This window comes from Brevundimonas nasdae (genome assembly GCF_016654005.1).
In the GTDB taxonomy this organism is placed as follows: Bacteria; Pseudomonadota; Alphaproteobacteria; order Caulobacterales; family Caulobacteraceae; genus Brevundimonas; species Brevundimonas nasdae.
On the sequence record NZ_JAEPWN010000004.1, the window covers coordinates 36,108 to 49,657 of the forward strand.

The following is a 13,550-nucleotide window of genomic DNA, read 5'->3' on the forward strand; positions in this document are numbered from 1 at the left end:
CGAATTTTGAATGGCTGTGCCGCTGACGGGGTCGGCGGTGTTGGGGGCGGACTATGCTGATCTGGATTTGCGCCGCGTTGGGCGTCGGCTTCATCCTGACGTTTCACCAGGCGCGGATGGCGTGGTGGGCGCTGGGCGTCGCGGCCTGGGTTTTGGCGGGCTGGGGTTTGGAGATCGTCTCGCCGCTGACGGCGGGCGTCTTGGCGGCCGTCGTCGCGCCGGTGCTGTTGCTGCTGACGTTCAGGCCGCTGCGGCGGGCCATTCTGTCCCGTCCGGCCATGGCGGGATTCCGTCAGATCATGCCGCGCATGAGCGCCACAGAACAGGCGGCGGTCGAGGCGGGCAACGTCTGGTGGGATGCTGAACTGTTCGCCGGCAAGCCCGATTGGCGGCGGCTGCTGTCCACGCCCGCGCCCAGCCTGACGGCCGAGGAGCAGCGGTTCCTGGACGTCGAGACTGAGCATCTCTGTGATTTGGCCAACGACTGGGAGACGACCTCGGTCTGGCAGGACCTGTCGCCCGAGGCCTGGGCCTACGCCAAGGACAAGGGCTTCCTGGGCATGATCGTGCCCAAGGCCTATGGCGGCCTGGGCTTTTCGGCCTACGCCCACAGTCAGGTGATCCAGAAGCTGTCGACCCGGTGTTCTGCGGCGGCGGTGTCGGTGATGGTGCCGAACTCTCTGGGGCCGGCGGAACTGCTGCTGCACTACGGCACGGAGGATCAGAAGAACCACTATCTGCCGCGTCTGGCGCGAGGGCAGGAGATTCCCTGTTTCGCCCTGACCAATCCCTATGCCGGGTCGGACGCCGCCTCGATCACCGACACGGGCGTGGTCTGCAAGGGGATGTGGAACGGCGAGGAGACGTTGGGTTTCCGCATCAGCTGGCGCAAGCGCTACATCACCCTGGCGCCGGTCGCGACCGTGCTGGGTCTGGCCTTCCGCGCCATCGACCCGGACGGTCTGCTGGGCGGCGAGACTGAACCGGGCATCACCTGCGTGCTCATCCCGCGTGATCATCCGGGCGTGAACATCGGGCGGCGCCACTGGCCCCTGAACGCCGTCTTCCAGAACGGCCCGACCAACGGTGACGACGTCTTCGTGCCGATGGAGATGGTGATCGGCGGACGCGAACAGGTCGGCGCAGGCTGGCGGATGCTGATGGAATGTCTGGCGGCGGGGCGGGCGATTTCGCTGCCGTCATCCAATGTCGGCATGTCCAAGCTGGCCGTTGGCATGGTCGGGGCCTATGTCGCCATCCGCCGTCAGTTCAATCAACCGATCGGCGCCTTCGAAGGGGTGCAGGAAGCGCTCGCCCGTATGGCGGGGCATCTGTACGCGACCGACGCCGTGCGGCGTCTGGCGGCGGCGGCGCTGGATCAGGGTGAAAAGCCCTCGGTCGTCTCGGCCATCGCCAAATACCACGTCACCGAACGCGCCCGCATCGTCATCAACGACGGCATGGACGTGATCGGCGGCAAGGGCGTCTGCATGGGCCCCGGCAACTTCCTGGCCCGCGCCTATCAGCAGATTCCGGTCGCCATCACGGTCGAGGGCGCCAACATCATGACCCGCACCCTGATCATCTATGGTCAGGGGGCGATCCGCTGCCACCCCTATGTCCTGACCCTGATGCGGACGGCAGGCGCGGGTGAACTCAAGCCGTTTGATGCGGCCCTGTTCGGCTATGTCGGCTTCCTGTTCCGCAACATGGCGCGGGCTTTGACCTTCGGTCTGACGGGCGGCGCCTTCATCGGTGCGCCGCACGGAGCGGCGCCGCAGTTGCGACGCTATTACCGTGCGACGACCCGCCTATCGACCTTGCTGGCGCTGGCGTCGGACCTGTCGATGGCGACCGTCGGCGGGGCGCTGAAGCGCAAGGGCGCGCTGACGGGGCGGCTGGGCGACATCCTGTCCCAGCTTTTCATCCTGACCAGCGTGTTGAAGCGGTTCGAGGATGAAGGCCGTCCGGCGGAGGATCTGCCCTTTGTTCATTGGGCGACGCAGGATGCACTGGCGCGGGCGGGTGCGGCATGGCGTAGCCTTCTGGCCAATCATCCCAGCCGGGGCGCGGCCCTGTTTCTGAAGCTGATCGGCGCGCCGTTCGGCTTGAACACGCCGGAGCCGAATGATCGCTGCGCCGCCGCTGTCGCCGGTCTGATTCAGGTCCATGGCTCGGCGCGTGACCGTTTGGTCGCCGGGTCATGGACGGCGCGTGTCGAGGTTGATCCCATCGCCGCGACCATGGCCGCCTTTGATCTCTATCCTCAGGTCGAGGCGGTCGAGCGGCGGCTGAAAGACGCCATCCGCAGCGGCCGGATCACTCGCGCGCCCCAGAACCTGACCCTGCTGGCCGACTGGGCCGCAGAGGTTGAGAGCAAGGGCCTGATCGACGCGCAGGAACGCGACCTGATCGGTCGTTTCGCCGCCTATGCCGATCAGGCGATCCAGGTCGACGACTTCCCGACTGACTTCGACATGGCCGCGGGTCTGGCGCGCCGTGAGGCGGCCCTGGCCCCGGTCAAGACGAAGAAGAAGGCGGCCTGATGAGCGATCGTTATCTGGATTTCGCCAACTCCGGCCTTGGCGGCTGGCTGACGGGAAGCCTGGGTCTGCCGCGCCCCGCGCCATTGCAACGGCGGGCGGATGCAGGGGCGGGCGTCGTCGGGCCGCTGTTGCTGGGCGGCTATGAAGAGGGGCGGATGGCGGCTGTTCTGGCTCGTCTTGCCGCCGCCAATGCGCAAGTGGTCGATGCCGATTGGTCGCCGGATGTGCGTTACGGGGGTCTGGTGTTCGACGCCTCCGCCTGCCGCGACGCTGCATCCGTTCAACCCCTGTATCGCTTCTTCCATCAGGCCGTGCGTTCGGTGGTTGAGCATGGCCGCATCGTCGTCATCGGAACCCCGCCGGACGCCATGGCCGACGCCGAGGGCGAGGCGATCCAGCGGGGGCTGGAGGGTTTCGTCCGCTCACTGGCCAAGGAGGCGCGGCGCAGCATCGGCGTGCATATGGTCTATGTCGATGCGGGCGCCGAGGATGCGGCGCAAACCACTCTGGCCTTCCTGCTGTCGCCGCGTTCAGCCTATGTCACGGGCCAGCCGATCCGCGTGTCTGCGCCCGTTGCGGCTGCGCCTGAGGCTCTGGGCCATGTCGGGCGGCGCGTGCTGGTCACCGGCGCGTCGCAGGGCATTGGCGAGGCCATCATCCGCCTGTTCGCAGCAGAGGGGGCGCAGGTCACGGCGCTGGACCTGCCGGGGGCGCAGGTGCGCCTGACCTATCTGGCGGCGGAGATCGGGGTCGAACCCCTGTTGCTGGACATCACGGCGCCGAACGCCGCTGAGACCCTGTTGGCGGATGCCCAAGCACGGGGCGGTTATGATGTGGTCGTCCATAATGCGGGCGTCACCCGCGACCGCACCCTGGCCCGGATGGAGCCGCGCGAATGGGACAGCGTCATGGCGGTCAATCTGACGGCGCCCCTGACGATTACACAGGCGTTGGGCGCGGGCGGGGGCCTACGCGCGAACGGGCGGGTCGTCGCTGTGTCGTCGCTCAGCGGGATCGCCGGAAATGCGGGGCAGACCAACTACGCCCTGTCCAAGGCGGGCTGGATCGGCGCGGTTCGTCGCCTGGCCCCGCAACTGGCGGCGCAGGGGATCACCATCAATGCGGTGGCGCCGGGCTTTATCGAAACCCAGATGACCGCCGCCATTCCCTTCGCCATCCGCGAGGCCGGGCGGCGGATGAACAGCATGGGCCAGGGCGGTCAGCCCGTGGACGTCGCCGAGACCATCGCCTGGCTGGCCGAACCCCAGTCGGGCGGCGTCAATGGGCAGGTGGTGCGCGTCTGCGGCCAGAGCCTGCTGGGCGCATGATCGGGGACGACGTGGTCGAACAGTTCGACGCGCCTCTGTCCAGTCTGGCGGTGGTCGGCGGCGCGGTGCGCGGGCTGTTGCGCAAGACGCCTGCGCAGCCGGTGCTGCCGCGTCGAATACTGCAGCGTGAGGCGGTTCTGGAGGCCCAGGCCATCGACGCCTACGCCCGGCTGTGTGGCTTCTCGCCCGAGCAGGGCGTGCCGATCACCTGGCCGCATATCCTGTCCTTTCCGCTGCAGATGCGGATCATGCTGGGGGCGGACTTCCCCTATCCGGCGGTGGGGCTGGTGCACGTCCATAATCGCATCCGACAGACGGCGCGGATTGAGGCCGGTCAGCGTCTGAACCTGACCACGCGCGTCGGCTCCTTGCTGGCGCACGACAAGGGTCAGGCCTTCGCGTTGACGACCGAAGCGACACGAGACGGCCAGACGGTGTGGGAAGGCCAGAGCATCTATCTGAAACTCGGGCCGAAGGGACGGGGCGCGACGGTTCCGGAGCTGGACGCACCGTCCGGCGCATCGGTGCTGGCGACCTGGAGCCCGGCGCCCGATCTGGGGCGGCGCTATGCGGCGGTGTCCGGCGACGCCAATCCGATCCATACTTCAGGCCTCGGCGCGCGGCTGTTCGGATTTCGACGTCCCATCGCCCACGGCATGTGGACCAAGGCCCGCGCCATCGCCGCCCTGACGCCCCAGGCGCCGCTGGAGACGGCGGAGGTCGAAGCCGTTTTCCGGTCGCCCGTGTTTCTGGGCGACACGATCGTTCTTCAGGCCGCGCCGCCGGTCAGAACCAACAATCTTTTTGAAGTGCGGGACATGGGCGGGACGCGCACCCATCTGCGTGGGCGGCTGAACCTGTCACCCAGCCTGTCATCACAGCCGCCAGAGGGCCCTTCATCATGACGACCGTGTCCGCACCGCGCCGCGTGGCCATCATCGGCGGCGTCCGCATTCCCTTCGCCCGGTCCAACACCGCCTATGCCGAGGCGTCCAATCAGGACATGCTGACCGCCGCCCTGCAGGGGCTGGCGGACCGTTTCGACCTGCACGGCCAGCGACTGGGCGAGGTGGCGGCGGGGGCCGTGCTGAAGCTGTCGCGCGACATCGCCCTGACCCGCGAGAGCGTGCTGGGCACGACCATCGGCGCGGACACCCCGGCCTATGACGTGTCTCAGGCCTGCGGCACGGGCCTTGAGGCCGCCATTCTGGTCGGCAACAAGATCGCCCTGGGCCAGATCGAGGTCGGGATCGCGGGCGGGGTGGACACAACCTCGGATGCGCCCATCGGCCTGAATGAGAAGTTCCGAAAGGCCCTGCTGGCCGCCAACCGGGAGAAGACGACCGGCGGGCGGATCAAGGCCCTGCTGGGCGCCGGTCTGACTGCCCCGTTCAAACCGGAGCCGCCGCGCAACGCCGAACCGCGCACCGGCCTGTCGATGGGCGAGCACTGCGAACTGATGGCCAAGCGCTGGAACATCGCGCGTGAGGATCAGGACGCCCTGGCCGTCGCCAGTCACCGCAACGCCGCCGCCGCCTGGGAGGCCGGTCTGTTCGACGACATGGTCATTCCCTATCGCGGGCTGAAGCGGGACAATAATCTTCGGCCCGATATTGATCCGGTCAAACTGGCGACGATGAAGCCGGTGTTCGACCGCGAGAATGGCACCCTGACAGCCGCCAACTCCACGCCGCTGACCGACGGCGCCTCGACCGTGCTTCTGGCCAGCGAGGACTGGGCCAGGGCGCGAGGCCTGCCGATCCAGGCCTATCTGCGGACGGGCGAGGCGGCGGCGGTCGATTTCGTCGGCGGAGATGAAGGGCTGCTGATGGCGCCCGCCTATGCGGTTCCGCGCATGTTGGTGCGGCTGGATCTGAAGCTTCAGGATTTCGACTTCTACGAAATACACGAGGCCTTCGCCGCTCAGGTGCTGTGCACCCTCAAGGCGTGGGAGGATGACGATTACGCCCGCACCCGTCTGGGCCTGAGCGCAGCGCCGGGCGCGATCGACCGCGCCAAACTGAACATCCACGGCGGCTCCCTGGCGGCGGGGCATCCGTTCGCGGCGACGGGCGGGCGCATCCTGGCCAATCTGGCGGCCATGATCGACCGCAATGGGGGCGGGCGGGGCCTGATCTCCATCTGCGCGGCAGGCGGGCAGGGCGTGGTCGCGGTGGTCGAGAAATGAGCCCTGCGCCCGACCTCGCAGCAGACATGGACCGCCTGTGGGCCGAGCGTTTCTGGACGAAATCCTACCGCGCGGGCGTGCCGGTCTTCATCGACGATGAACTGGCGCGCTGGACCTCGGTGCAGCAGATGTTCGAGGCGGATGCGCTGAAGTTCGCCGACCGTCCCGGCTTCGTCAGTCTGGGTTCCGCCGTGACCTATGGCGACATGCTGACGGCGGCCAAGGCGTTCGGCGCCTGGCTTCAGTCGGCCGGGGTGCAGCCGGGCGAACGGGTGGCGCTGATGATGCCAAACTGCCTGCAGTATCCGGCGGCCCTGTTCGGGGTGCTGTTCGCGGGTGCGGTGGTGGTCAACGTCAATCCGCTCTACACGCCGCGCGAACTGAACCACCAGCTGAAGGACAGCGGTGCGGTCGCCATCGTGGTCATGGACATGTTCGCCGCCACGGTGGAGCAGGCGCGCGAAGGAACCGACCTGCGCCACGTCGTCGTCACCGCCATGGGCGACATGATGGGCGGGCTGAAAGGCGCCGCCGTCAGCGCCATGATGCGCCACGTTCAGAAGCTGGTTCCCGCCTATCGCCTGCCGGGCAGCCATGGGTGGAAGCGCGTCATGGCCGGTGCGCGCCGGCTGAGGCTGCAGGCCGTAGAGACGCGGCCCGAAGACATCGCCTTCCTGCAATATACGGGCGGCACGTCAGGCGTGGCGAAGGGGGCGATGCTGACCCATCGCAACATCCTGGCCAATACGATTCAGGGGCGGGTCTGGCTGCTGGATCAGATCGATCAGACAAGGCCGCTGGGCAATGTCACCATGCTGCCGCTGTACCATATCTTCTCACTGACGGCGAACCTGATGATGTTCATCGGGGCGGGCGGCCGCAACATCCTGATCGCCAATCCGCGCGATGCGAAACGGGTGGAATGGATCCTGCGCAAGGAGCGTTTCGTCGGCATGACGGGGTTGAACACCCTGTTCGTCAGTCTGATGAAGAGCAAGGCGTTCCGCGATCGTGACTTCTCTGATCTGAATCTGACCATCGCCGGGGGCATGGCGACCCAGAGGGTGGTGGCTGAGGAATGGCAGGCTGTGACAGGCGCGCCCCTGATCGACGGCTATGGCCTGACGGAGACCTCGCCGGTGGTCTGCATCGGCCGCGTCGATCTGGAACATCCGGAAGGGATGGGCTTCGACGGAACAGTCGGCCTGCCGGTCCCCTCGACCGAGGTGCGGATGCGCCGCGAAGACGGAAGCTGGGCCGGGGTCGATGAAGAGGGCGAACTGTGCGTGCGCGGCCCGCAGGTCATGCTGGGTTACTGGAAACGGCCCGACGAAACCGCCAAGGTCCTGTCCGATGACGGCTGGCTGGCGACCGGCGATGTCGGAGTGATGCAGGCGGATGGTCGGGTGCGTCTGGTGGACCGGATCAAGGACATGATCCTTGTGTCCGGCTTCAACGTCTATCCGGGCGAGATCGAGGATGTGGTCGCCAGCCATCCTCTGGTCGAGGAGGTGGCCGCCGTCGGCGTGCCGGATGCAGCCCAGGGCGAGCGGATCAAGATTGTCGTCGTGCCGCGTTCGCCGGACCTGACGAAAGAGATGCTGATCGCCCACTGCCGCGCGCAACTGACCGGCTACAAGGTGCCGCGCATCGTGGAGTTCCGCAGCGAACCCCTGCCCAAGACGGCGGTGGGCAAGGTGCTGCGTCGCGAACTGCGCGGCTGATGCCGATCAGACGGTTGCGGCCGCTGTGCGCCTGCGCGTGATCAGCAGGCCGAACGCCGCCGCCAGCGGGAACATCAACACCCCATAGACCGCGCCGGGCAGGGTCATCTCCGGGCTGTGCAGCACCGACTGGGCGATGACGATGGCCAGGGTGGCGTTGTGCAGCCCGACCTCGAAGGCGCTGGCGATGGCCTGCGGGCGCTCGATCTTCAGCAGTCGCGGCACGATGAAGCCGATGCCCAGACTGAACAGGCAGAACAGGATGGTGATCCCCGCCAGCGCCTGGAAGTTGACAAGCAGCACATCCAGACTGGACGCCGCCGCGCCAAGGATCACCAGCGTCAGGATCAGGATCGAGGCGATCCGCACCGGCTTGTCCATGGCGCTGGCGAAGCCGGGCTTCAGCCCGCGCACCAGCATTCCCATGGCCACCGGGACCAGCACGATCATGAAGACCTCGATGGTCTTGGTCAGTTGCAGGCCGACCTTCATCTCGCCGGGCTGGAAATAGGCCACCGCCAGATTGACGATGACCGGCAGGGTCACGACCGCAATGACCGAGTTGATCGCCGTCAGGCTGATGTTCAGGGCCACGTCGCCGCGGAACAGATGGCTGTACAGATTGGCCGTGGTCCCGCCGGGCGAGGCCGCCAGCAGCATCATGCCAACCGCCAGAATCGGCGGCAGCTGGAAGATCAGCACCAGTGCGAAACAGACGGCGGGCAGCAAGAGCAGCTGACACGCCAGCGCCACCGCCGCCGCCTTGGGCTGTCGTCCCACCCGCACGAAGTCGGACGGCGTCAGGCTTAGGCCCAGGCCGAACATGATGATGCCCAGCGCGATCGGCAGCCCGATCAGGGTCAAAGGCGAGCCCATAGATCTATCTCCCTGTTGTCGTCAGTTGCTGCCGGTCAGCGCCCGTCCCGCCGCCCGTCCCGAGAAGATGCATCCGCCCAGGAAGGTGCCCTCCAGCGCATTGTAACCATGCAGGCCGCCGCCGCCGAAACCAGCGGCTTCACCTGCGGCATATAGACCTTCCAGCACCGCGCCTTCGGGCGTCAGGACGCGCCCCGACAGATCGGTCTGCAGTCCGCCCAGCGACTTCCGCGTCAGGACATGCAGCTTGACCCCGATCAGCGGCCCCGCCTGCGGATCCAGCACCTTGTGCGGCGCTGACGTGCGCGCCCAGCGGTCGCCCTTATATCGGCGACTGTTGTGGATGCCCTGGACCTGAACATCCTTGGCGTAGGGATTGTCCATCTGGGCGTCGCGATCCTCGACCTGACGTCGGATCAGGGCGGCATCCAGCAGGGGCTGGTCGGTCAGGCCGTTCATCTTGTCGACCAGGGTCTCCAGGTCATCGGCGACGACGAAGTCGGCGCCCCTGTCGCGGAAGGCTGCGACCTCTCTGGGCGCGCCCTTGCCCAGGCGTGAGCGCAGCACGCCCAACAGATTGCGATTGGTGATGTCGGCGTTCTGCTCCGACCCCGACAGGGCGAACTCCTTGGCCAGCATCGTCTCGGTGACGATGAACCAGGAGTGGTCATGTGCGGTCAGATCGGGCGTGGTGCGCAGATATTTCAGCGTCGCCACGGTGTCGTATCCGGGCAGGGCCGGGAAGGGCAGCCGTCGCCCCAGGGCATCGAACCACAGCGGCGACGGTCCCGGCAGAATGCGGATGGCGTGTTTGGGCCAGATCGGCGCCCAGTTCCGCACCCCCTCGACATAGTGCCACATGCGATCCCGGTTCACGAGGCGTGCGCCTGCCTGGGCTGCGATGTCCAGCATCCGCCCATCGACATAGGCGGGAACCCCGGTGATCATCTCACGCGGCGGCGCACCCAGCCGCTCCGGCCAGTACCTGCGCACCAGACCATGATTGCCGCCGATGCCGCCTGTCGCCAGGATGACGGCGGGCGCCTTCAGGGTGAAATCGTCGACGACCGTGCGGTTCGTCGGCGCGCCCCGCGGCGCATCGTCAGGCGCCAGCACGCTTCCGGTCACACCGACGACGCGGCCAGCCTCAACCAGCAACTGATCGACGCGGTGGCGGTGGTGAAACCTCAACCGCCCTTGTTTGGCGGCGTCCCTGGCCCGGTCGGCGAAGGGTTCCGACACTCCCGTCCCGGTTCCCCAGGCGACGTGAAAGCGCGGTACGGAATTGCCATGGCCGAACGCCTTGCCGCCGCCCCGTTCAGCCCACCCGACCATCGGCGTGAGTTTCACGCCATGTTGGCGCAGCCAACTCCGTTTCTCTCCAGCAGCGAACTCGACATAGGCCCGGCCCCATCGTGCGGCCCATTCATCCTCGGCTTTCGGCCCGTCCAGCCTGTCCCAACCGGCGCTGCCCTGCCAGTCCCGCCAGGCCAGTTCGAAGCTGTCGCGCACGCCCAGCCGCCGCTGCTCAGGCGAGTTGACCAGGAACAATCCGCCAAACGACCAGAAGGCCTGTCCGCCCAGATTTCCGGGGTTCTCCTGATCCACCAGCGCCACGCGCTTTCCAGTCTGAACCAGCTCATTGGCGGCCACCAGACCCGCTAATTCCCCGCCTACGATGATGACATCGGCGTCCATGTTTCCCCCTGGGTTTCATACGGCATTGGGCACAACTCCGGGTTGGAGAATGGGTGCTCATTTCGCGTACATCTATGTCAGTAGGTATTGACATAGAGGTGAGTACTGTGATGGTCTAGCCACAATCGCTACTGGCGCCGCCCCAGTTTGCGAACTCAAATTGGCGGCATGGAAACGTTCAGCGGACCCGTTGGGAGACGGGCCGCACCCTGGGGAGGGATTCAGATGGCGACATCCGTCGTTCGCGCACGCTTGGCTGCAACTGCATCAATCATGGCCATGTGCGCAGCTGCGCCCGCCTTGGCCCAGACCGCGCCAGCCGTGGCCACGGTGGACGAGATCATCGTCACCGCCCAGAAGCGCGAGCAAGCCATCCAGGACGTGCCGATCGCCGTTTCGGCCTTCTCGGCCGAGACGCTTGACGCGATGAAGATCGAAGGCGGCTCTGAGTTGTTGCGGGCCATCCCGAACGTCAGTTTCTCCAAGAACAATTTCAGCATGTACAACTTCTCGATCCGGGGGATCGGGACCAAGGCGATTTCGGCGTCGTCGGATCCGGCGGTGGCGGTCAGTTTCAATAATTCGCCGATGATCCGTAACCGCCTGTTCGAGTCTGAATATATGGATGTCAGCCGGGTGGAGGTTCTGCGGGGGCCGCAGGGCACCTTGTATGGCCGTAACGCTACGGCGGGCGTCGTCAATATGATCCCCAATCTGCCGAAGCCCGATTTCGATGCGATGATGAAGGCGGAACTCGGCAACTATGGCTCGATCCGCGGGCAGATGATGGTCAATATTCCATTGTCTGAGACCTTCTGGGTCAGAGCGGCAGCCTCCATGACCAAGCGTGATGGCTTTGATTACAATAGCTATAACGATGTTCGTGTGAACGGTCGTGACCTGCATTCCACGCGCCTGTCGGCCGCATGGGCGCCGAATGACCGTTTCAATGCCAACCTGATTTGGGAGCACTTCAATGAAGATGACGACCGATCGCGAACAGGCAAACAACTGTGTACACGGGATGATGGGCCGACACGTATTGGTTCAACGACTGTGCCGGATTCCCTGATCCAAGGGCGTCTCTCTCAAGGTTGCCAGGCGGCCTCTCTTTATACAGATGAAGCCTACGGAACTCCGAATGGAACTGGTCTGTCCCAAATCTATGTGGCCTCTGGAATTGGCTACGGCTATGACGCGACCCTGCCCAGACGGCAAGCTGTCACTGCGATAAGCTATGGAGCAGACCCGTATAAGGGGGTTGTGCAGAGCCGTAATCTGAGAGAAGTGGCTACGAAATTTGATCCGTACTACAAGGCTACGAACGACATATTTCAATTAAATTTAAGTTACGACTTCTCTAGTAACATATCGCTGTATTCTAACACGATGTATACGAGAGATAGATTTGAATCTTCTCAAGACTATGCTCGATATGTCTCGAATGACATTTTTAATGACAGCACAAATCTGTGGGCGACTTCGACTTCGGCCAGCGCGAAGCTTCCAGATTCAATAGCTTCACCCGGGGGTATTTATACGGATCCTCAGCTTGGTCCGTCTAAAAAAATGGAGTCAATAGACTTAAGCAAATCGAGAAATAGGCAGTACTATCAAGAATTCAGAATTCAAAGTAAGTCTGGTTCCGCATTTGACTTCAATGTTGGGGCGAATTATTTGAATTTCAAAACCCAGGACGACTATTACGTTTTCAACAACGTTTTCAGCATGATTGCTGAGTACTTTTACAACGTCGTGAATGGTCTTCGTATTCCGAAGATGACAAATTATTGTAAAGATGGTTCTGCAGGGGAATGTGTATATGTTGACTATTCAAAGTTGTCCGACTTAGAGGGGGATGGTCATAACTACTTTAGAAGTAAGAATGCTGTAACAACTCAGTCATGGGCAGTTTTCGGTGAAGGTTATTGGTCTCTGAGCCCGGATTTGCGTTTGACGGCTGGGCTCAGGTATACGGACGATCAAAAAACCACGACACCTTACCCTAGTCAGCTTCTGCTTGGCTCATCAGATGTTTATGGCTTTGGGCCGTTGTCTGGCGGATCTGATGCGCGGGGGTATCCTGCGCTGCCAGATATTAGACAAAGCTGGCAGGCTTTGACAGGACGGGTGGTTTTGGATTGGAAGCCTTCAGATAATATAATGTATTATGCCTCCTACGCGCGTGGCTATAAAGGTGGTGGAGCGAATCCTCCGCGCGCAAATATCAATACAAACGTTATTCAGTATCAACCGCTTGAAGAGTTGTTCAAACCCGAATATGTCAATGCCTTTGAGGTCGGCGTTAAGTCGGTTAATCTAAATGGAACTCTGCGTTTGAACGCAAATGCGTTCTATTATGATTATAAAGATTATCAGGTTTCTCAGATTGTTGACCGAATTTCCTTAAATGAGAACTTCGACACTGAATCTATGGGGCTCGAGTTGGAATTTATATACTCTCCAACACGTAACCTCCGTATTGATGGAAACTTTGGTTACCTAAAAACAAAGATCGGCTCCGGAGAAAAGTCGATTGATGTTATGAATCGCACCCAGGGCAATCCTGATTGGGCTGTTATAAGGCCTTGGATCCAGGTGCCTTCAAACTGCGTGGCGCCCGTCAAACATATTGAGACCATACTGAACTCTCCCATGTTCTCGACGTATGGGGTGAATGCATTGGCTGCATTGTGTGGCGGCTCTCAGCGACAAGGCAGTTTTGATCCGGAATTCCCGGGACAGATCCCTTTCTGGCAAATATTTGGGTTTGAGTATAACCCGATTAAAGACGCGCCAAATGGTGGTCGTGGATTTGACGCTGACTTGAGCGGAAATGAACTTCCCAATGCACCAAATTTCACAGCTAACATCGGTGTCCAATACACATGGAATATGGCTGGATTTGATCTCACCGTTAGAGGTGATTACTATAGGCAGGGCAGTAGTTATTTTAGAATATACAACACTGAATATGATCGAATTAAATCCTGGGACAATGCTAACATAAGCGCAAATCTGGTTAGCTTGAATGGTGACTTTTCTATTCAAGCTTACGTAAAGAACGTATTTAATGATGCTCCCATAGTTGACGCATTCACAAACAGTGATGACTCTATGTTAACTACAAACGTGTTTACCCTGGATCCTAGGGTTTATGGATTTTCTGTAGTTAAAAAGTTCTAATAAA

At 62.8% G+C, this 13,550-nt stretch carries 8 protein-coding genes; 6 read left to right on the plus strand and 2 right to left on the minus strand.

The annotated features are described in order from the left end of the window. Nucleotides 1-53: 53 nt before the first annotated feature. The 5 genes from JKF87_RS07460 to JKF87_RS07480 are packed head-to-tail and all read left to right on the plus strand — an operon-like array spanning nt 54 to nt 7,786. Complete coding sequence (locus JKF87_RS07460) at nt 54-2,546, plus strand: acyl-CoA dehydrogenase (protein ID WP_201098986.1); 2,493 nt, start codon at nt 54-56, stop codon at nt 2,544-2,546. Then, the gene (locus JKF87_RS07465; RefSeq protein ID WP_201098988.1) at nt 2,546-3,874 is read left to right on the plus strand and encodes a 3-oxoacyl-ACP reductase; all 1,329 of its coding nucleotides are present in this window, start codon (nt 2,546-2,548) and stop codon (nt 3,872-3,874) included. Before JKF87_RS07460 ends, JKF87_RS07465 begins: the two co-directional genes overlap by 1 nt. Continuing rightward, nucleotides 3,871-4,779 carry a MaoC family dehydratase gene (locus tag JKF87_RS07470; RefSeq protein ID WP_201098990.1) on the plus strand — a complete coding sequence of 303 codons (909 nt, stop codon included), beginning with the start codon at nt 3,871-3,873 and terminating at the stop codon, nt 4,777-4,779. The genes JKF87_RS07465 and JKF87_RS07470 overlap by 4 nt, the downstream gene beginning before the upstream one ends. Next, nucleotides 4,776-6,062 carry an acetyl-CoA C-acetyltransferase gene (locus JKF87_RS07475; RefSeq protein WP_201098992.1) on the plus strand — a complete coding sequence of 429 codons (1,287 nt, stop codon included), beginning with the start codon at nt 4,776-4,778 and terminating at the stop codon, nt 6,060-6,062. Before JKF87_RS07470 ends, JKF87_RS07475 begins: the two co-directional genes overlap by 4 nt. Continuing rightward, the gene (locus JKF87_RS07480; RefSeq protein ID WP_201098994.1) at nt 6,059-7,786 is read left to right on the plus strand and encodes an AMP-binding protein; all 1,728 of its coding nucleotides are present in this window, start codon (nt 6,059-6,061) and stop codon (nt 7,784-7,786) included. The genes JKF87_RS07475 and JKF87_RS07480 overlap by 4 nt, the downstream gene beginning before the upstream one ends. A 6-nt stretch (nt 7,787-7,792) precedes the next feature. Here the strand turns inward: JKF87_RS07480 and JKF87_RS07485 are convergent, their stop codons facing one another. Together JKF87_RS07485 and JKF87_RS07490 are read right to left on the minus strand one after the other, a co-directional pair. Continuing rightward, complete coding sequence (locus JKF87_RS07485) at nt 7,793-8,662, minus strand: bile acid:sodium symporter family protein (RefSeq protein WP_201098996.1); 870 nt, start codon at nt 8,660-8,662, stop codon at nt 7,793-7,795. A 21-nt stretch (nt 8,663-8,683) separates the two neighbouring features. Continuing rightward, the gene (locus tag JKF87_RS07490) at nt 8,684-10,360 is read right to left on the minus strand and encodes an FAD-binding dehydrogenase (RefSeq protein ID WP_201098998.1); all 1,677 of its coding nucleotides are present in this window, start codon (nt 10,358-10,360) and stop codon (nt 8,684-8,686) included. Between the two features lie 225 nt (nt 10,361-10,585). Between JKF87_RS07490 and JKF87_RS07495 the strand changes: the two genes are divergently transcribed. Then, nucleotides 10,586-13,546 carry a TonB-dependent receptor gene (locus JKF87_RS07495; protein ID WP_201099000.1) on the plus strand — a complete coding sequence of 987 codons (2,961 nt, stop codon included), beginning with the start codon at nt 10,586-10,588 and terminating at the stop codon, nt 13,544-13,546. The last annotated feature ends 4 nt before the right edge of the window (nt 13,547-13,550 follow it).

Bases quoted from the DNA above. Each gene is read 5' to 3' on its own strand.
- JKF87_RS07480 (WP_201098994.1), top strand. From the start codon at position 6,059: ATGAGCCCTGCGCCCGACCTCGCAGCAGACATGGACCGCCTGTGGGCC.
- JKF87_RS07485 (WP_201098996.1), bottom strand. From the start codon at position 8,662: ATGGGCTCGCCTTTGACCCTGATCGGGCTGCCGATCGCGCTGGGCATC.
- JKF87_RS07490 (WP_201098998.1), bottom strand. From the start codon at position 10,360: ATGGACGCCGATGTCATCATCGTAGGCGGGGAATTAGCGGGTCTGGTG.
- JKF87_RS07475 (WP_201098992.1), top strand. From the start codon at position 4,776: ATGACGACCGTGTCCGCACCGCGCCGCGTGGCCATCATCGGCGGCGTC.
- JKF87_RS07460 (WP_201098986.1), top strand. From the start codon at position 54: ATGCTGATCTGGATTTGCGCCGCGTTGGGCGTCGGCTTCATCCTGACG.
- JKF87_RS07495 (WP_201099000.1), top strand. From the start codon at position 10,586: ATGGCGACATCCGTCGTTCGCGCACGCTTGGCTGCAACTGCATCAATC.
- JKF87_RS07465 (WP_201098988.1), top strand. From the start codon at position 2,546: ATGAGCGATCGTTATCTGGATTTCGCCAACTCCGGCCTTGGCGGCTGG.
- JKF87_RS07470 (WP_201098990.1), top strand. From the start codon at position 3,871: ATGATCGGGGACGACGTGGTCGAACAGTTCGACGCGCCTCTGTCCAGT.